Origin of the sequence: Rhizobium sp. M10, from assembly GCF_002531955.1 — a bacterium.
In the GTDB taxonomy this organism is placed as follows: domain Bacteria; phylum Pseudomonadota; class Alphaproteobacteria; order Rhizobiales; family Rhizobiaceae; genus Rhizobium; species Rhizobium etli_C.
Genome location: NZ_NWTA01000020.1, coordinates 74,316 through 91,859 on the forward strand (window position 1 = coordinate 74,316; position 17,544 = coordinate 91,859).

Here is a 17,544-nt window from a genome sequence, read left to right on the forward strand (position 1 = left end):
GCTTGTTCCTTTCGTTCAATCAGGCGAACAGCACGCCCTGCAGGAAGGCGTTGTTCATGGTGAGGTTGCCGGCAAAACCCATCAGCTGCACGAAGGCATCCTGATTGGTGTTCATGCGTTCGTCGCCGATCGGCGCCATGTCGCGGTCGCGATGCGGGCGGTAGAACAGGTATTTCGTGTTGAGGAAGAACATCTGGTTGGCAGGCGCGCCGCCGCCGAAGCCGCCGTCGAAGATCACGTCGGCGCCCATGTATTGCAGCGACTGGAAGCCGGCCATGCCCTTGTCGGCCGAGGTGATGCGCTGGATCGCCTGCAGCGATTCCCAGTAGAGGCGGAAGAAGTTGTTGTCGGCGACGACGAGATCGGGGGCATCGGAGCCGCGCACGCAGGACATATAGAGCCGGTTCATGTAGCTCTGGATGTTGGCGTTGGTGGCGGCCGCGCCGCCATCGGCCGAGGCCGAGAATTTCTGGTTGCGCCAGAAACCCCAGGTGGCGCGCGAGATGCCGCCGACCGTACCCGAAGTCGGCGAGGTCGAGATCAGCAGCTGCAGGCCGCCGATCTGCCGGCCGCCATCGGCCGTGCCGTCGGAATAGCAATCGAGCGCGATGTTGTTCTTCAGCGTCGTCTCGGCATTCTCGATGCGCTGCTCCAGCAGGTCGAGGATCGCATCCTCGCCGGAGTTCTGCAGCTGTTCGAGGCCGGACATGGAGACGGCGACCGCGGCCTGCTTTAGGTCGTATTCGGCGGCGGTGATGACGTCGGACGGCTGCACGTTCAGGATATCGTAGCCGGAATAGCGCTTGAAGGTGCTGTTTTCCTGGTACTGCAGTTCCTGGACGATGGTGCGGCCGCCGGAAACCGGCTTCTTGCGGCCGCGGCTGTTGAGACGGGTGAGAAGACCGTTGTTCTTCGTCACGTCGTCGGCGACCGTGCCGCTGCGGTTGCGCAGGGTCGTGGTGACGATTTCAGAGAGGTTGGGGGAAATGGGCATAGATCATTCCTTTGATCAGACTTGGCCTTTGATCAGACTTGGCCGCGCGAAAAACGCATGGCGTCGCGCAGCGAGTCGCGGATGGAAGTGGGCTGGCCTCTTGCCGCATCGCGGGTCGGGCCCGGCGCGGAAGAGCCAGAGATGGATCGCGAGGCACGGCGGGCTTGATCTGCCGCTGCGGCCCTCTGGGCATGCTGTTCTCGGACGAAGGCCGGTGCAGTCTGGCTGATCAACTGCTGGCGAATATCCGGACGCATCCAGCATGCGGCGTCGTAGGCGTCCTGAAGGGTCGATGCCCGCCCCGCATTGATAAGGGCGACCATGTCGTCGAGAACGTCTTCGGCATGCGCATTGGCCGGATCGGAAAGAAAGGCATCGACTTGAGTTTCGGTGTCTCTCTTGCGCAAAACATGTTCGACCGTGGCCTCGACATTGACGGGTCCTGCCTGGCGCTGGAGCTCACGCCCTGCCGGCTGGCGCTGCAGGGCCTCTCCCGTCTGCCCATTGACCAGGGCGTGAAGATTGACCCCGGCCACCTTGGCGACGTGGAGGACGGTGTTGACGGGATCGCGGATCAGCGCGTTTTCCCAGTCGATCGCCCGGCGCATGACATCGGCATGGGTCATGCCGGCCCGACGGACGATCGGGGTGAATTCCTCCAGCCCCTTGTAATCCTGCAGCACGCGGAAGCCGCGATCGACCTCCTGCTCCCGCTTGGCGATCGCCGCCTGCACCTCGTTCGGCAGGCTTGCGAACTGGGCCTTCGCCTCCGCCGACCAGCCGGGCGGAACCCGGTTGCCGATGGCGGCCGGCTGCTCGCCGCCCTGCCCCCGGCTCTGCGCCTGCGGCGTCTGTTGGGCAGCGGCCTGCTCCTGCCCTTTGGCGAGGAAGCGGCCGTTTTCGCCGTCGCGCGGCCGGGCCGGGATATCGTCCGCCTGGCCTTCGACGGTGTCGATCGCCGCCTTCAGGCTGTCGCGGATGCTGACCGGCCCATCATTGACTGAATTGTCGCCGGACGCATCAAAATCGTCGCTGCCGCTGCCGGCCTCGTTGAAGTCTTCCATATCCATGTGGGGAAAGTTCCTATTTCGGGGATTGATGCCCGTTTAAGCCTTTGTGCATGTCGTTATCCCGGAACCGCTGCACACTTCCGGGCGACACGCGTCAGGCGTTGTATTCGGCGTAGACCCGCCGCAATTCGTTGCGGATCGCCTTCCGGTCCGCCTTGGGTTTTTCGATCGGCTGCGGCTTCTCATTGCCGATCTCGACCACCCCGGCCGCCCGATAGGCGGAACGCAGCTTGGCTTTGGAGGTGTAATGCCGGCCGTCATGCATCGACTGGATGTCGATGCTGTCGCTGACGAAATGCGGCGCCGGCAGATCCGACTGTGCCAGATTTTGCGCCGGCAGGCAGTTGTGCGGCCATTTGTCGAGTTCGTGCCAGCCGCCGCAGACGCGGCAATAGCGTTCTCTCATGCTGTTGCTCCCGGGTAGAGGGACTGCGCGGCGCGCATCTGGTCGATCGTCTGCGCCGCCATCCCGCCGCGCGCCTGTTCGACCGCGGCGCGATGCTCGATCTCAGCCTGCGCCACACCGAGCTCGGCCTTGCGCTGCTCGGCGCCCGCCTTCACTTCAGCCGTCTTCAGCTTGAGCATCTCGCCCGGCGAAGGCTGCGGCTCGGGCTTCGGCGCGCTCGCCGCCTGGGAGAGCTGGCCTCCCACCTGTTCCAGCATGCTTTCGAGCTGGCGGCCGGCGCGGAAGCCGCGGGCGGCAAAGAGCAGTGTTTCGACCATAACAGGTACCAGCATCGGGCTCTGCTGCGCCATCGCGCCGGCCTGCTGCATGAAGCCGCCGACCATCTGGACGAATTCCATGCGGCGCTGCTTTTCGGCGTCCTCGTCGGGCTCGATCGTCGAATCCGTCTCGATCTCGATCTGGAAACCGCGAATGCTGTCATTGCGCAGCAGCTGCACCACCTCGTCGATCGTCGGCTGCTGCATCATCTGCTGCAGCTGCGGCGGCAGTTCCGGGGTCGGCGGTGCGGGCTGGCCCATCTGCTGCGCCCGCATCGCCGTCTGCTGCGCCGCCATCTGCATCTGCTGCATCTGCGTCTCGACCTGCTGCTTCCCGGCCATCGTCGGCAGCTTGATGCCGCTCACCAGCATCAGCGTTTCCGGCTGGAACTGATCGCAGATGATTTCGCCGGCAAGGCGGATGATGTCGCGAGCGAAGCGGGCAAGCTCGGCCTGGCGGTCGCGAATGCGGATCGAGCCCCACTGGCTCTTGATCCGCTGCGCCGTCGCCGTCTCCGACGCCTGGGTATCACCACGGACGATGTCTGATATGCCGGTGATCTGGTAGACGTCCTCGATCAGCTGCTTGCGCGCCGCCATGCAGGCGACGATCACCTTCTGCACCTCGTCGATCGGCAAGGTCACGACCGCCTTCGAGCCGCCCTTGTCGGTGAAAGCCGCCCATTCCGGGATCGGCACCATCACCATGTCGTTTTCAGGCCGCATCGCCTTTTCGATCGCCGGCGAGATCGCGCCGTCGCCGGAGGGATAAAACACCTTCAGCCGCAGCTGGTCGGTCAGCTTGTTGATGCGTTTGGTGAGGAGATCGATCTCGTCGCATTGCTGCTGGTAATAGACATAATCGGGAACCGGGATCAGCGAGCTGGTCGAGACCGTGCCATAGGCCGGGCGCGGGCAAGGCCAGAAATGGGCGAGATCCAGCGGCGGCTCGGACACTTCCAATGCGACAGGCGAACCGTCGGCGATCCAGACGGTGTAATTCTCGCTCTTGCACCAGACTTCCCAGACATGGGTCTTGCCTTCGTTTTCGGCCCGCTCGGCCTGGCTGGTGCCCTTGCCGCCTGCTGCCGCCTGCGCCGCCCCCGAGGCCATCGCCTCACGGCCGAAGCGTTTTTCCATCTCCTCCTCGGTCATCGGCACGCGCCGCGCCACCCAGGTGACGTCCTTCCAGCGGCGGGCCGGCGAATGCAGGAAATCCGACCAGTGGACATAATCGATGCAGACGCGCTCGTCGGCGATCGCCTCCATGGAGGGGCCGTCCATCTCGCCGGACAGGCCATTCGCCGGCGGGTCCGACGGCGCCTCGCCCATGTCGAGCGGTTCGAAATCGGCCTCGTAGCGCAGCCACACGGTGCCGCGGGCGCAGAGCAGGAAATCGTCGCGCACCGCCCGCATGATCGAATCGATATCGGCCTCGTCGCCTGTATAGGCGAGATTGCGCTCGACGATTTCCGAGGCGATGCGGGCCACCGGCTCGGCATCCTTGAAGCGGCGCTCGACGACCGGCTGCGGCACGCGGGCATAGACGGCCGGCTGCAGCACCGCGGTATTGGCCCAGAGCATCGGAAAGCGGCGCTTGGCGGCGCTCGTCTGATCCGACTGCTGGTCGAGATAGATCTTCTCGATCTTGACGCAGCGGTCATGCCAGGACTTGAAATAGCGCTGCGCGCGTTCGAGCTCCTGCTGCCAATGGGCGCCGACCTTTGCCGGATCCCAGCGCTCTCCGCCCTCAAAAGCCGTTATCTCGTCTTCCATCAAACACGCTCGCTAGATCTGGGGGTGGCATCGGCAAATTCGTTGAAGGTCATCGTCTGGAAGGTCGGCAGCCGCTTGGGCTCAGGCTTCAGCGGTTCCGGCGCCAGGCCGGTGAAGATGATGGCGAGACCGCCGAAAGCATCCGCCCCATGCGAGGCCCAGTTGTGCAGCGGCTCGTCACGGAAGACGCCGAGATCCTCGTCCCAGTCCTTGCGGTAATTGCGCAGGCATTTGATGCCGTCGGCGCAGCCGGCCTGGTCGAACTCGACTTTTGCCAATATGCGCCGTGTGCCGTTGATGCGGTCATGGACATAGGCGCGCTCGACCTTGCGCACCGTGCCGAGGCCGCGGGCCCTGACCTCCGTCAGCATGATTTCGATGCGGGTCATGCCGCCGCGCGTCCATTCCCTGACCTTGATGTCGTGCGGCATGTTGTGGACGCCATAGACATAACCATTGTCGGCCGCGCGCCGCTCCAGTTCGTCGAGCATGCCGTCCATGCCGGTGCCGGTATGCTCGAAATAACCGATCATCCTGACCCGGCCGGGCAGCACCTGGAACAGCCAGACGCTGTTGGCATCGTCCATGCCGATGTCGGAGATGGTGTGGACGGGATAACCGTCGACATGCGGGAAAACCCCGATGCGCTCTTCGGCGTCGGCGATCGCCATCTGATCGGCATAATAGGCGCCTTCGACGCTCGCTTCGAAGGCTTCAGCCGGCGTCGAGGGATATTCGCGCTTCATGTCGCCGAGCTGGATCTCGGCCTTCTTGACGTACCAGGCCTTCTGGCCCTCCGTCAGTTCGATGCCCTGCTCGCCAAGCTCTCGGAAATATTTGGCGAAGGCGTCGCTAATGATGACGCCCTCGGGCGCGATCGCATAGTGCGGCTCCTTCCACCAGGGGAAGAAATGGAACTTGAAGTCGAGCTCGGTCAGCTCCAGCGCCTGGCGGTGCTTGACCTGCGCATCCTCGCAAAGCGAATAGAAATGCCCCTCCTGGCCTTCCGCCGTGCTTTCGACGAAGACCAGCTGGCCGGCCTGCACCGTATTCAGCGCGCCGGTGCGCACCTCCCGCGCCTTGTCGGGATATTTGGCGCAGAGCTTTCCATATTCCGAAATGTGAAGGTACTGCAGTGTCCCTGAACGTAGCGAGGTGCCGACGCGGATGCTCGAATTGTTGGCGAGCAGCAGTTCGCTCTGGTTGGTCCTGACGACAGGCACGGCGTTGCGGATGCCTTCGGGCAGATTGTCATAGGGATATTTGATCTTGTCCCGGAAGATCGTCTGCACGTCGCCGAGCGTATGGGCGATGGTGCCGGCCCTGATATCGCGGTTGAAGACGCAGGCATCGAGCATGAAGATCTGGATGAAGGTGGTCAGCCCCAGCTGACGGGCCTTCAGCAGCACGTTGAGATAATGCATCTCCTCGAAGAAGGTCATCTGCATCAGGTTCATTTCGAACCGGACGCGTTTGCCCGCCTTGTCGGTGATCCAGTAGAGATTGTTCAGCCGCCAGCGCCAGTCGGAGAACCGGTCAACCGCCGTTTGGAAGTCCGCGCGTCTTGCCATTGATATCTTCCAGCAGTTGCGAGACTTCGCCGGTGACACCCTGTTCGGGCTCGGCCTTGGCGCCATATTTCTTCGGCCGCAGCTTCTCGGCCACCCATTGGCGGGTGGCGATGCGCAGCTGCGAGCGGCGGATCGCCTCGCCATTTTCCTGCCAGCCCGTGGTTTCGCCGGCCGCATTCTTCTTCTCGATCCAGTCATTGCTGCTGTCGTCGGCAATCTCGACCAGCTCGTCGACGAAGCCGTCGGCGAGGATCTCGCGCGCCAGCGCATAACGCGCCCGAAACGCCGCCTTGTCCTCGTCGGCGAGCCAGGAGAGCACCGTCGATTTCGCCGGCATCGCCTCGTCGCGGCAGATCGACCGCAGGCTTTCCCGGTCGGCAATGCGATCGCAAATCTTCTCGGCCAGCGCCTGGCTGAACTTGCTCGGTCTGCCCATGGGATCCGCGTCTGAAGGCTCAGAACAATGCGACGATATTCGACGCCGTCGTCCCGGTCAGCGCCACGATCGCCGCATGCACCGGCAGGATCGTCCCGGCCGGCACGTTTCTGAAGATCACAGGATCCACGTCGCGCCGCGGCGCAATCGCCACATCGCCGGCCGTGCCGATATAAAGCGCACGCGCGCCGACAATCGCACTGTCATTCGGTGTGACCACCGCTGCCCGCGAGGCCGGCGCAATCGAGGCGTCCATTGCAGTTCTCCTTGTGAGGGGTGGTATCCATGCCGACGCGGCTCGATCCCGATGTGATCGAACACGAGGGGCTCAGGCGGACAAATATGGCGGGATCAACGATGATCTGAGGGGCGCGACGCCGAAGGGCGACGCCGACTGAGCGTCGATATCCCTCGGGATTCAAATTTCGCAGCTTGGATTTACGGTAGTGATAAATGATCTGCCGGGGGGTGATCAAGCGCTGATTGTCGGTCTCGTGCCAGTGTGAAATCGAGCCTTCTCGACCAAGTGGACGCCAGAATTCCACGCGCCGCTCCGGCTGTGGATTTGGTGAAACGCTACCCCACTCTCCGTCATCCCAGGCCTTGAGCCTGGGATCCATGCCCGGTCCTGATGGAGGTCAACGTGGATCCCAGGGTCAAGCCCTGGGATGACGGAGCAAGGGGTGGACTCTGTGGCAAACCTGCTCGGCAAAGCTGGCTGGAAAGCCCTCGAAGGACGCATGCGATCAAAGAGCGGTATCGACGTATTCGCCAACGTCACCTCTGGATTCAATCTTCGCAGCTTGGATTTGCGGTATTGATAAATGATCCGCCGGGAGGTGATCAAGCGCTGATTGTCGATCTCGCGAAATTGCAATGGGCCCCAGAATTCCACCAATTGCTCGCCTGCAGAACTCAAACACCAGCCCCACCCTCCGTCATCCCAGGCCTTGAGCCTGGGATCCACGCCGCTCCTGATGGAGGCCAACATGGATCCCCGGGTCAAGCCCGGGGAAGACGGAGCAAGGGGTGAGCTCCCTGGCAAACCCGGTGGCTCGACGACCCTCTCCCGATCAGACCTGCGGCAGCGGCGGCAGGATCGCTTCGACCCGGTCCCGCCTGGTGACGAGGCTCCAGATTTCCTCGGCGATCTCGTCGGGGTCGATCACCGGAAACCGCGGGTCGAGTGCGACACCGCTCGATGTCATGGCGCGAAGGCCGGCCGAGCGGTCGATGACGGCGCCGATATTCACCGTGCCGGCATAGACGCCCTTGGGCATCGCCTCGGCGTTGAGGGTGAAGACATAATTGCGCGCCGCCGCCATCAGCGGGCCGACACCGCTCATGCCGGGCATAGTGACGACGGCCGTCAGTCCACTGACGATGACAACAGCGCCGTCGCCGCGCGCCAGCATGCCGGGCAGCACCGTGTGCGACACTTCGATCGGCGCGAAGGTGAAAATATCGGCCATCGACCGCAGCTTGGCGGCATCGAGCTCCAGCGCGGGCACGAAATTGACGTCGGACGGCACCGGTGCGTAGACGGCCGCGTCGATCGGTCCGAACCGTGCCTCGATGGAACGAACGAGGGCGGGAATGCCGGCGAGATCGGTGAGATCGGCCGGGAATGCCGCCGCCTCGATGCCCACCTGCGCCAGTTCGGCCACCCGTTCCTCGAGCGGGCCGGCGCGGCGCGCAACGAGCGCGACCCGATAGCCCTCGCGTCCGAACCGGTATGCGAGCGAAGCGCCGAGGCCCGTGCCGGCGCCGAACAGCGCAATGGTTTTCTTGTCAGTCATAACCTACTCCTCAGGCTGGTATGTTTTGCTGACCAGATATGTTATGCTGACTATCACTCCCGCAAGAACGCATATTTTTAAGGCCTGGTCACATGCATATGCCTACCCCTCCGAACCAGCCCGGCACGCACCCCAGCTGCCGAAAGGTCAACGAGGTCCTCGGCCGCATGGGCGACAAGTGGACGATCATGGCCATCACGATGCTGGCCGAGCGGCCGCGGCGCTTCAACGAGCTGAAGCGGCTGATCGGCGGGATTTCGCAGCAGATGCTGACGCGCACCCTGAAGGCGCTGGAACGCGACGGAATGGTGACGCGCACGGTCTTTCCGACAATACCGCCGCAGGTCGAGTACGGCCTGACCGATCTCGGTCATTCGCTCGCCCCGCCGCTGCTGCAGCTTGCGATGTGGGTGGTGGACCATCTGGGAGAGATCGAGACGCATCGGGCATTGCACGACGAGGCGACGAAATAGCCGAGAACGAAATTCGCAGCCTCGATTTGGCGCATCAGGACGTGATCAACAGCCGGTCGCGGGCGACCGGCGGGTTCGCGCACCGCCGCGAGATGGCGGAAAACGCCGGGCTTTCTACATCCGCCGCTGTCCTATCGCCGCGTAAGGACCGACGTCTCGACCCAGGTGTTCAAGACGTCGTTCCGCTTGCCGACGACGACGACCTTCATCCAGGTGTTCTGGCCCTCGATCAGATAGGACGTGCCGCTTTCCTTGCGCTCCGTCGTTACCGAACCCACCGAGGCTGCCGAGAGGCCCGCTTCGAAGGCTTCGAACTCGGCGCTCGAACACCGCAAGTCCTCCGAACGATCCGCCGCCAGGGCGCCGAAATAATCAAGCTCGCAGGTGGCAGAGAACAGGCTTCGGTATTCCTGATAATACAGGGCGAACTTCAGCCCGCTCGACATGGCATAGAGCTCGCGGCCGGTTCGAGGCTCAGAGATCGGACTGACGAGAGGAGAAGGCGTGTCGACGGTCCAATCGCCTCGATTGATGCCGCTGTGCAGGGCAGCCAGGTTTTGACCGTTCAACACGCAGAGCTTCAGCGTGTCATTGAGAGGACACGCGGCTGCCCCTTCCCCGCTCATCAGGATTGCTATCACCGCAGCTGTCAGGAACCGCACTCGCCCCACCCCAAATCATGCTATCAAAATCCACCGGTACCTTAGGTGGGACACCGAAGAAAACAAGGCAGTGACCTTGCCTGCACACCTCCTGCAATCGGAAATCGATTCAGGCCGAATGCGCTCGATCCATCGTCCTTTGCCGTCAGCATGGACTTGGACGGCAAGCAATACCATCCATGGTCATCGAGGATTATATTAGCAGCAGGCTGTCGATCACACGGGTGGAGGAGCCTGTGAAAACCGCGAGACTTTTTCTGAGCTTCGTCACTTTTCTTGGCGTCACGCTGGCTGAAAGCCCGGCCGATGCCGAGGAATTGGTGCGGTTCGAAAGCGTGCCCGTAAAGCTTAGCCCGTTTCGAATCCGCAAAGCCCGGGAACTGGGGGAAATTCTCCCTCAGCCGCAAGGCACGCCGCTGCTCGGATATTTGTCTCGGCCTCGGGGCGATGGCCCCTTTCCGGCAATCGTCGTCATGCATGGATGCGATCACCTGCGTTCGAGCGTCAGGGAGCTTTGGCCGAAACGGCTGGTCTCATGGGGTTATGTGGTGCTTGTTGTCGACAGCTTCACCAGCCGCAACATCAAGGACGCATGTCGAAGCCATGTTCCCGATCGCGTCTTCGACGCCTATGGCGCTTTGGAATTCCTGTCGCAATCAGGCTTTGTCGATGCCCGACGCATCGCCTTGATGGGCTTTTCGGCAGGCGGCACCGCGACGCTGGATGCCACGAAAATCGACGGATACGAGCAGCTTGTGGAGCGCAAATTCCGAGCGGCGATTGCCTATTATCCCGCCTGTGACGCAGACCGGGGCGATGCGACGGTGCCAACCCTGATTTTAACAGGCGAAAGGGACAATTGGAGCCGGCCCGAACGATGCCAGAAGAGGCTCGCCCGTCTGAGCGACAATGGCCCACCGATCGAGCTCAATATCTACAAGGGCAGGTATCACGGTTTCGATGCCCCGGAGTTCACCGGGGGAAAGCGGGTATTGGGCCATATCGAAAAATACGATCGTGACGCCGCAGGAAAATCCATCCGCACGGTGTACACGTTTCTTCGCAAGCACTTGGGAAAGTAGAGCTCTTTGCGTGTCAGGGCAGTTCAAGGCCGGTCGCCCGATGTCATGTTCGCATCCCAGCCGTGTCTGGCACCCACCACCCCACCCTCCGTCATCCCAGGCCTTGAGCTGGGATCCATACCCAGTGGCCTGGGAGACGTGCTTGGCTCCTCGGGTCAAGCCAGCGGAAGACGGTGTATGAGCCGATCTCTGCGATCCAAACCTGAAGAGGCCGGTGGCGATCTCGCAAGGGCCTTTCAGCGATGCCCGCAGCACGGCCGAATGAAAGCGCCTAGACGCCGCTCGGCCGCCCGGAGCTTGTCGCCTGGCTCGCCGAAGACAAGAACGCCTCCTCTTCGCTCGGCACCTTCCCTTCCGGCGTCAGATCGTCGACGGCCTTGGGCAGATCGCGGCGCAGCCGGCCGAGAATCTCCTCGTGCGACAGGCCGGTGTTCCTGGCGATCTCGTTCAAAACATCCGGGCCGAGCGCTTCGGCAAGCTCGCCGTCATTGATGTCGGCATTCTGGCCGGGGCGCACCCAGGATTCCATCTTGTCGCCGTGGCCGTTCTGCTGAAACGTCTTCAGGAGATCGCCGAGACCGCCGCTGACGATGCCGCCGGAGGTCAGGCCGCCGAGAAGGCCACCCAGGCCGCCGGAACCGCCGAGCCTGCCGAGAATACCGCCGAGCCCGCCCGGCTGCTGGCCTCCCGCGCCGGATTGCTGCGGGTTCTGCAGGCCGCGCAGCAGCTCGCCGATCTTGTCCCTGTTCTGATAGCCGGCAACGGCAAGAACGGCGAGAAGCGCCTTCAATTGACCACTCATCATGATGCATTCCTCCGGTGATTGTCAGCGCGGTTCAGGCGAACCGCTCCATCTGTTGTTCGGCAATTCGACGGGAAAACCGCTTCCGTCCACGCTCGGCCAGCCGACGTTGCAAGAAGCAATGTCGCACTGAGGCGTCCGGGCAGCCGGTTTCATTTTCGTACGGTCAGATTTCCGGGCAGCCGCGCCGGTTGGCGAAGACCATGCGTTCCGGCCCGCGGCGCGTCATTCCCTGGACGACGATGCTGCGCGGCGACATGCGGACGATCTGGGCACGGCGAAGGCCTTCGCTGCGGGCAATGTCGAGCGCGTCATCGGGATCGCAGCCACGCGGCCCGCGGCGGTCGTAACGGTCGTAACGGTCGCGGTCCCGGTCGTAAACGCCGACGCCACCGGGGCCGATGCGCAATTCCAAATCCTGCGCGGCGGCGAGCGTCGGCGCGACGGTGAGCCCGCTCATGGCGGCCAGGCCGACCAGTATGAACTGAAGAGACTTATGCATGGTTTCCTCCCATGGTCTTGTGCTTATCGCCATACCAACCATCGCCATGGGGATTTTGTTCCGTGAGCGGGCGAAGCCGGCGGAAGCGAAAGCCGCCGGTCACGGGGCGCAAATTTCCTTTGACATCGCGCCGCCGAGAATATATCCACATGGCTATATAGCTAGATGGTGATATATGAATGACAAGCTCGATGCGATTTTTTCCGCACTCGCCGACCCCACGAGGCGGGCAATTCTCGGGCGTCTTGCGAAGGGCAAGGCGACCGTGGCCGAACTCGCTGATCCCTTCGAGTTGTCTCAGCCCGCCATATCAAAGCATCTCAAAGTCCTGGAACAAGCCGGATTGATCCGCTCCGGCCGTGAAGCGAATTCGCGTCCGCGCGTCCTCGAGCCGGCCGCGCTGAAGACGATTGCGGATTGGATCGCCGATTACAGGCGCTTCTGGGACCAAAGCTTCGATCGTCTCGATGACTATCTGTCCAAGGTACAAGGATACGAAAATGACTAATCCGGAGACCGACCCCGACAACAGCCGCGACCTGGTTATCGTCCGGAGGTTTGATGCCCCATGCGATCTCGTTTTTAGGGCATGGACCGACCCGAAAGCCATGGCCCAATGGTGCGGTCCTCACGGTTTCAAGGCGGTGGGCGACAGACTTGAAGCCTGGCCCGGCGGTAGACACCGCGCCTGCCTGATTGCACCAGATGGAGAAGAGCATTGGGTCGGCGGAAAATATCTGGAGGTCGAGCCGCCGCACAGGCTTGTCTTCACCCATGCCTGGGAGCGCGCAACCGGCGAAAACAGCCCGGAAACACTCGTCACCATCACCTTCAGGGAAAACGACGGGGGCACGGAAATGACCTTTCGCCAAACTGGGTTTGAGAGCGCATCGTCGCTTGAGGGACATGAAGCCGGCTGGTCGCAAAGCTTCGAGCGGTTGAGCGTTTTTCTTCGAACCGAATCCGAGAGGACGAACCATGCATAAGGCGGCGATGAAGCTCTATTATTGCGAGACGCTCAATCCCCGGAAGGCCTGCGCCGCCGCGCGCTTTCTGCAAGCCGACGTCGAGTTCGTCCGGGTTGACCTGGCAAGCGGCGAACAGCGCACCGCAGAATTCCTGGCGCTGAACCCGAACGGCAAAGTCCCGGTGCTGCAGGATGATACCGGAACCTTGTGGGAGGCGAACGCCATCATGTGCAGGTTGTCCGACAGCGTCGCATCGGATTTCTGGCCGCATGACCACCGGCAGATCGACGTGCTGCGCTGGTTGAGCTGGGATGCCAGTCATTTTACCCGGCACGGGGCAACGCTGTGGTTTGAAACCCTGATCAAGCCGTTGTTCGGCGAGAAGCCTGACGTGGCCATAATCGAAGATGCGAAGACGAGTTTTCGGCTCCATGCTCGCGTGCTCGACGATCATTTGGCCACCAACAGCGTCGCCGTCGGGGAGACACTGACCGTGGCGGACTTCGCACTGGCCGCCGCACTTCCTTATGCAACCGCCGCCGGGATTCCCCTCGCCGAGTTTCGGCATATCCAAGCCTGGTACGGACGGCTTGAAGAACTGGATGCCTGGCAAAACCCTTTCCCGGGCTGACAGGCACGCCGTGACAGATATGAGCTGACGCGCCGCGGGCGAACACATGCGCCGGACGCCGATGCCTCTTCTCCACTGGAAGGCTTTGTGCAAATATCGCCGCTACGCTGAGCACACCACGCCGCAACGGGCCGCGGTCGCTGCAACGCGTTCCGGGCATTGCCAAACCGCGGGTCTATTCTGTCGTGAGCGCTACAAGGTACCTGCTGATCCTGCCGCTGCTGGCGGTCATCGCCTACATGGCGATCGTCGCTCTGGTCTATCTCTCTCAGCGATCCCTGCTCTATCCCGGAGCCGGCGCCGCACCACTTCCGGAGCCCGCGACTTGGGGCGAGACGGTACAAATCAAGACGCCCGACGGAGAGCTGCTGCACGCGCTCTACATCAGGGGCGACAGCGACAAGCCCTGCGTGCTGCTGTTTTTCGGAAACGGTGACCGCGTCGACAATTACGCGTTTCTCGCACAGGCGCTGGCCACGCGGGGGATTGGACTGCTGGCGATTTCCTATCGCGGCTATCCCGGATCGACCGGCTCACCCAGCGAGCAAGGGCTGCTGACAGACGGCATCGCCGCGTTCGACTGGCTTTCGGCACAGGCCGGAAGCGGGATCGTCGTGCTGGGCCGGTCACTTGGCACTGGCGTTGCCGTGAATACGGCCGGGCAGAGGCCGGCCGTGGGCCTCATTCTCGTGTCTCCGTACCTGTCGGTTCTGTCGGTGGCGCAGACGCATTATCCGTTCCTCCCGGTCGGGGCTCTTCTCAAGGATCCCTTTCGCTCGGACCTCAATATAGGCAAAGTCAGACAACCGAAGCTGTTCCTCCACGGCCGCCTCGATGACAGCATCCCGCTTTCTTCAGGCCAAGCGCTCTACCACCTCGCACCCGAGCCCAAGCGGATGGTGATCCATGACCGCGCCGGTCACAACGACATCTTCAACGATAATATGGTCGGTGACGTGATCGGTTTTGTGGAAGCGCTGGAGGGAAACCGGCCCTAAATCCCGTCATGGACGGCACCCAATCCGAGGGCGACGATCAGCGCAGTTTGACGGGTTCCGCTTCGAATCCATAAGCGCGTTGAACGAGCGCGACACGGATTTCATACCGCGTATACCAGTCTGCCCGGCCGCGGCGTTGCGCTTCGACGTGATCGACAACCGCTTTCCATGCCCGGATGCTTTCCTCGTCGCGCCAATAAGAGTTGATGATGCCGAATCCATCAGCACGGCGGGCGCTTTCGAAACCCAAAAATCCGGGCTGCTGCTTTGCCAGCTCCAGCATCGCAGCGCCGACATCACCATAGCCGTCTTCGACCTCCGTTCGTTGCGATGAGAAGCAGACGACGTAATAGGGTGGTGCAGGTAAGCTCGCGATAGACATGCCAACCCCTCGTTGCCGACAGGCGGAGATCTTTGCAACCATCCGCCGTGCGGTCAATCCCTCTATCCAACCCGGCAGCAGGGTACAGCTACCCTCGCCGTCCTCAGCGGCGTTGCGTCCCTTGCCGATGGCCCCTCCAACCTCCGTCATTCCAGGCCTTGAGCCTGGAATCCATGGCCGCAGCCGAGGAGGCCGGCGTGGGTCCCCGGGGTCAAGCCCGAGGACGACGGAGGGTGGGGTGGACCTTGTGCCGATACACCGGCAGCTTCAACGGCGCTGAGCGAACGACGACAGGCGGTGCTCAACCGCTTATGACGACGCGAATGTTCTCGAAGCTGCTTTGGGCCAGTTCATGGCGAGGAGCGATCAGTGTCAGGTGGCGGCCCCAGCGCCAGCCGAAAATCGCGTCCGGGAATAGCTGCAGGAGAACTGCATTGTCCCTGTCAAAGGGTGGTTCTGCTGCGTATGCGGACGCGAGCAATGCATTCTCCTGGCGAAATCTCTTCCGATCGCGGGCGCTGTAATACATCTGCGCATTGAAGTATTCCAAGGAAACCCAATCCCAACGTGGCACCCCTCCCATCCCGTCATGGCAATCGAGCGCTGCCGAAGACCAGGTGGGCTCAAAATGGCTGCGCACCGGCTCCGGGAGCGTGAGCGGATCGGCGCAGTAAAGAAACCGGGCATGGAATCTCCGATGGATTTCCAGTTCCGTCGACCAGTTGTCGAAGCTGCCACCCGTGTCGATCAGGCTCCGCATTCGGACCTCGTAGTCCAGCTTTGCCGGTATTCCCCGGGATATTTCCATAACGTTGAAATCCATGACGACGATGCCGGCGACAAGAGCCCGCGCCTCATTGATGGACGATTCCAGCGAGGTGTTCGGTTTGCTTAATCGTCCTACAAGCGCATCCAGTTCTTCACGTGCGTTTTTTGCCGCCGCTGCGTAGCGTTGGGTCTGATCGAGTGTCCTTTCGGCGTATTCCAGACATGCGCTTTGGAATGCCAATGCTTGTGCCGTCATGTTGCCGCGGCCGTTCAGCAGGTGAAGGCGGTTAGAAGCCGCAATCTGCAGCTTTTTGGCAATGAGCATGATCTTGTATGCGATTGCGAGAACTTTCCGCCTTAGGTCCTCAAGACTCGTAGCCTGCTCCAGCTCGAAGCGTTGCTCGCTGTAGGATTGGCCAAGTACGTTCGAAACGGGAAGGGCGACATGACACTCTTCGACATCGGCGAATTCGATGGCTGCCAGTTCGTCAGATAGGCCCTCCCAATCAGCCGGGGAAAGAAGTTCCGAATGGCGTTCGGCCGGATGGGCGGCAATGACTGCCTCGAGCCGGGTGCGGGCAGCGCTGTTCAGCGCGTGCGTTGCAGCGACTTCATCAAGGCGGCGTTTGGCCACGGTATATTCGAACTGGAGTTGATCGGCATCCCCTATGTCCGTCGTAGTGCCGGCTTGATAGGCCTCGAATGCGGCGATCTGCTTGTGAAACCTCTCCAGAAGGTCATGGTTGCGCTGCTCAACTTTACCGAGCCGATTGCGTAACGCCCCGAAGAGTATTGCCACTCCGTCCCACGTCAGCGGGTTTCCCGCCGCGCCGCCCGGCCATCGACAGAGAGAAGGTGCCGGACGGCCTTGATCGTCCCGACCTCCCGTGCCGACGAACCGTTTGTAGCGTTCTTCCGCTTCCGTTTCGTGCTCGTAAATAGTGATCGGCCATCGCGGCAGCATGACGGGGGCGTTGCCCGAGAGGTTTTTAGGGTAATTTGTAAGCCATTCGACGCTGCCGATAAAGCGCTGTGGCCGTTCGGGGCCGAGTTCCATTGTGTGCAGCACCCGAACCGGGAAGCTTTGCCCGCGATAATCGGGCTCGATGTATGATGTGTGCCCGATGAAGAACAGCAGCCATCCCTCGCGCGGGCCTACGCCGCCCCATAATCCCGCGGGAAACGCCCGGCAATCCAGTTGCGCCACGAAAATCAGCGGCTCGCCGTCCGGTCCGACCGGCCATGAGAAATAGGAGGGCATCCTCGGCTCTCCCCCGTACCAACCATGTCCTGCTTCTCCCTGGACCACGGGAACCCGCTTGGCGATACGCGCGTCGGTACGGAACTGTTCGAGTTTGAGAAAATTCTCATCGCCATAGGCAAGCGCGCCGGCTGTGGCAGAGCTTGGCTCTCGGCGGAACGGATTTCTCATGGCAGCTCCAGTCTTTTCGATGGGAATGGCGGGACACTACCACAGACCGGTAATCACGTTACATATCTACTATAGGAGGTGGTTTTACCTCGCCGTGGTACCTTCGGCGAAGCCCCCTCTCCAACTTCCGTCCTTCCAGGCCTTAAGCCTGGAATCCATGGCCGCAGCCGACAAGTCCGGCATGGGTCCTCGGGTCGAGCCCGAGGACGACGGAGAGTGGGGTGAGCGTCGCGACAAATCCAACGATGGTGAGGCAACAGCTGCAGCGTTGCGCCTCTTGCCGATGGCCCTCCCCAACCTCCGTCATTCCAGGCCTTGAGCCTGGAATCCATGGCCGCAGCCGAGAAGTCCGGCATGGGTCCTCGGGTCGAGCCCGAGGACGACGGAGAGTGGGGTGAGCGTCGCGACAAATCCAACGATGGTGAGGCAACAGCTGCAGCGTTGCGCCTCTTGCCGATGGCCCTCCCCAACCTCC

Annotated in this window: 19 protein-coding genes; 6 read left to right on the forward strand and 13 right to left on the reverse strand. The window is 62.1% G+C overall.

Annotated elements, in window-relative coordinates; all coding sequences use genetic code 11:
* Positions 1 to 19: 19 nt before the first annotated feature.
* From CO671_RS25505 to CO671_RS25540, 8 genes are all read right to left on the reverse strand, one after another.
* On the reverse strand, positions 20 to 994 hold the full coding sequence (locus CO671_RS25505) for a phage major capsid protein (protein ID WP_064681819.1): 975 nt from the start codon (positions 992 to 994) through the stop codon (positions 20 to 22).
* 32 nt (positions 995 to 1,026) lie between these two features.
* Complete coding sequence (locus tag CO671_RS25510; protein ID WP_097608249.1) at positions 1,027 to 2,064, reverse strand: hypothetical protein; 1,038 nt, start codon at positions 2,062 to 2,064, stop codon at positions 1,027 to 1,029.
* A gap of 94 nt (positions 2,065 to 2,158) precedes the next feature.
* A complete protein-coding gene (locus tag CO671_RS25515; RefSeq protein WP_097608251.1) occupies positions 2,159 to 2,470 on the reverse strand; it encodes a hypothetical protein in 312 nt (103 codons plus the stop codon).
* Positions 2,467 to 4,563: a hypothetical protein gene (locus CO671_RS25520; RefSeq protein WP_097608253.1), complete on the reverse strand. Its 2,097-nt coding sequence runs from the start codon at positions 4,561 to 4,563 to the stop codon at positions 2,467 to 2,469. Before CO671_RS25520 ends, CO671_RS25515 begins: the two co-directional genes overlap by 4 nt.
* Positions 4,563 to 6,134 (reverse strand): terminase, encoded by a 1,572-nt coding sequence (locus CO671_RS25525; RefSeq protein WP_097608255.1) that lies wholly within the window; start codon positions 6,132 to 6,134, stop codon positions 4,563 to 4,565. The genes CO671_RS25520 and CO671_RS25525 overlap by 1 nt, the downstream gene beginning before the upstream one ends.
* Positions 6,100 to 6,570, reverse strand: a complete 471-nt coding sequence (locus CO671_RS25530; protein WP_097608258.1) for a terminase small subunit protein — start codon at positions 6,568 to 6,570, stop codon at positions 6,100 to 6,102. Before CO671_RS25530 ends, CO671_RS25525 begins: the two co-directional genes overlap by 35 nt.
* A gap of 19 nt (positions 6,571 to 6,589) precedes the next feature.
* Positions 6,590 to 6,826, reverse strand: coding sequence for a hypothetical protein (locus tag CO671_RS25535; RefSeq protein ID WP_010028072.1), 237 nt, complete (start codon positions 6,824 to 6,826; stop codon positions 6,590 to 6,592).
* An 817-nt stretch (positions 6,827 to 7,643) separates the two neighbouring features.
* Positions 7,644 to 8,369: an SDR family NAD(P)-dependent oxidoreductase gene (locus CO671_RS25540; protein ID WP_097608260.1), complete on the reverse strand. Its 726-nt coding sequence runs from the start codon at positions 8,367 to 8,369 to the stop codon at positions 7,644 to 7,646.
* 92 nt (positions 8,370 to 8,461) lie between these two features.
* Here CO671_RS25540 and CO671_RS25545 point away from each other — a divergent pair, with 92 nt between their 5' ends.
* The gene (locus tag CO671_RS25545; protein WP_097608261.1) at positions 8,462 to 8,842 is read left to right on the forward strand and encodes a helix-turn-helix domain-containing protein; all 381 of its coding nucleotides are present in this window, start codon (positions 8,462 to 8,464) and stop codon (positions 8,840 to 8,842) included.
* 131 nt (positions 8,843 to 8,973) lie between these two features.
* Here CO671_RS25545 and CO671_RS34285 read toward each other — a convergent pair whose 3' ends face one another.
* Positions 8,974 to 9,504, reverse strand: coding sequence for a hypothetical protein (locus CO671_RS34285; RefSeq protein ID WP_245425036.1), 531 nt, complete (start codon positions 9,502 to 9,504; stop codon positions 8,974 to 8,976).
* A 179-nt stretch (positions 9,505 to 9,683) separates the two neighbouring features.
* Between CO671_RS34285 and CO671_RS25555 the strand changes: the two genes are divergently transcribed.
* Positions 9,684 to 10,586 carry a dienelactone hydrolase family protein gene (locus CO671_RS25555; protein WP_170965050.1) on the forward strand — a complete coding sequence of 301 codons (903 nt, stop codon included), beginning with the start codon at positions 9,684 to 9,686 and terminating at the stop codon, positions 10,584 to 10,586.
* A 271-nt stretch (positions 10,587 to 10,857) separates the two neighbouring features.
* Here the strand turns inward: CO671_RS25555 and CO671_RS25560 are convergent, their stop codons facing one another.
* Both CO671_RS25560 and CO671_RS25565 read right to left on the reverse strand, forming a co-directional pair.
* A complete protein-coding gene (locus CO671_RS25560; protein WP_097608262.1) occupies positions 10,858 to 11,391 on the reverse strand; it encodes a YidB family protein in 534 nt (177 codons plus the stop codon).
* A gap of 163 nt (positions 11,392 to 11,554) precedes the next feature.
* Complete coding sequence (locus CO671_RS25565; protein WP_097608263.1) at positions 11,555 to 11,890, reverse strand: hypothetical protein; 336 nt, start codon at positions 11,888 to 11,890, stop codon at positions 11,555 to 11,557.
* 175 nt (positions 11,891 to 12,065) lie between these two features.
* Between CO671_RS25565 and CO671_RS25570 the strand changes: the two genes are divergently transcribed.
* The 4 genes from CO671_RS25570 (at position 12,066) to CO671_RS25585 (ending at position 14,487) form a co-directional block, all read left to right on the forward strand.
* On the forward strand, positions 12,066 to 12,398 hold the full coding sequence (locus tag CO671_RS25570) for a metalloregulator ArsR/SmtB family transcription factor (RefSeq protein WP_097608264.1): 333 nt from the start codon (positions 12,066 to 12,068) through the stop codon (positions 12,396 to 12,398).
* Positions 12,391 to 12,876 carry an SRPBCC domain-containing protein gene (locus CO671_RS25575; protein WP_097608265.1) on the forward strand — a complete coding sequence of 162 codons (486 nt, stop codon included), beginning with the start codon at positions 12,391 to 12,393 and terminating at the stop codon, positions 12,874 to 12,876. Before CO671_RS25570 ends, CO671_RS25575 begins: the two co-directional genes overlap by 8 nt.
* Positions 12,869 to 13,489 carry a glutathione S-transferase family protein gene (locus CO671_RS25580; RefSeq protein ID WP_170965051.1) on the forward strand — a complete coding sequence of 207 codons (621 nt, stop codon included), beginning with the start codon at positions 12,869 to 12,871 and terminating at the stop codon, positions 13,487 to 13,489. The genes CO671_RS25575 and CO671_RS25580 overlap by 8 nt, the downstream gene beginning before the upstream one ends.
* A 185-nt stretch (positions 13,490 to 13,674) precedes the next feature.
* Entirely contained in the window at positions 13,675 to 14,487 is an 813-nt protein-coding gene (locus CO671_RS25585; RefSeq protein WP_097608266.1) for an alpha/beta hydrolase, read from the forward strand.
* 37 nt (positions 14,488 to 14,524) lie between these two features.
* Here the strand turns inward: CO671_RS25585 and CO671_RS25590 are convergent, their stop codons facing one another.
* Together CO671_RS25590 and CO671_RS25595 are read right to left on the reverse strand one after the other, a co-directional pair.
* Positions 14,525 to 14,869, reverse strand: a complete 345-nt coding sequence (locus CO671_RS25590; protein ID WP_097608267.1) for an antibiotic biosynthesis monooxygenase — start codon at positions 14,867 to 14,869, stop codon at positions 14,525 to 14,527.
* A gap of 301 nt (positions 14,870 to 15,170) precedes the next feature.
* A complete protein-coding gene (locus tag CO671_RS25595) occupies positions 15,171 to 17,069 on the reverse strand; it encodes a DUF1963 domain-containing protein (RefSeq protein WP_097608268.1) in 1,899 nt (632 codons plus the stop codon).
* Positions 17,070 to 17,544: the final 475 nt, after the last annotated feature.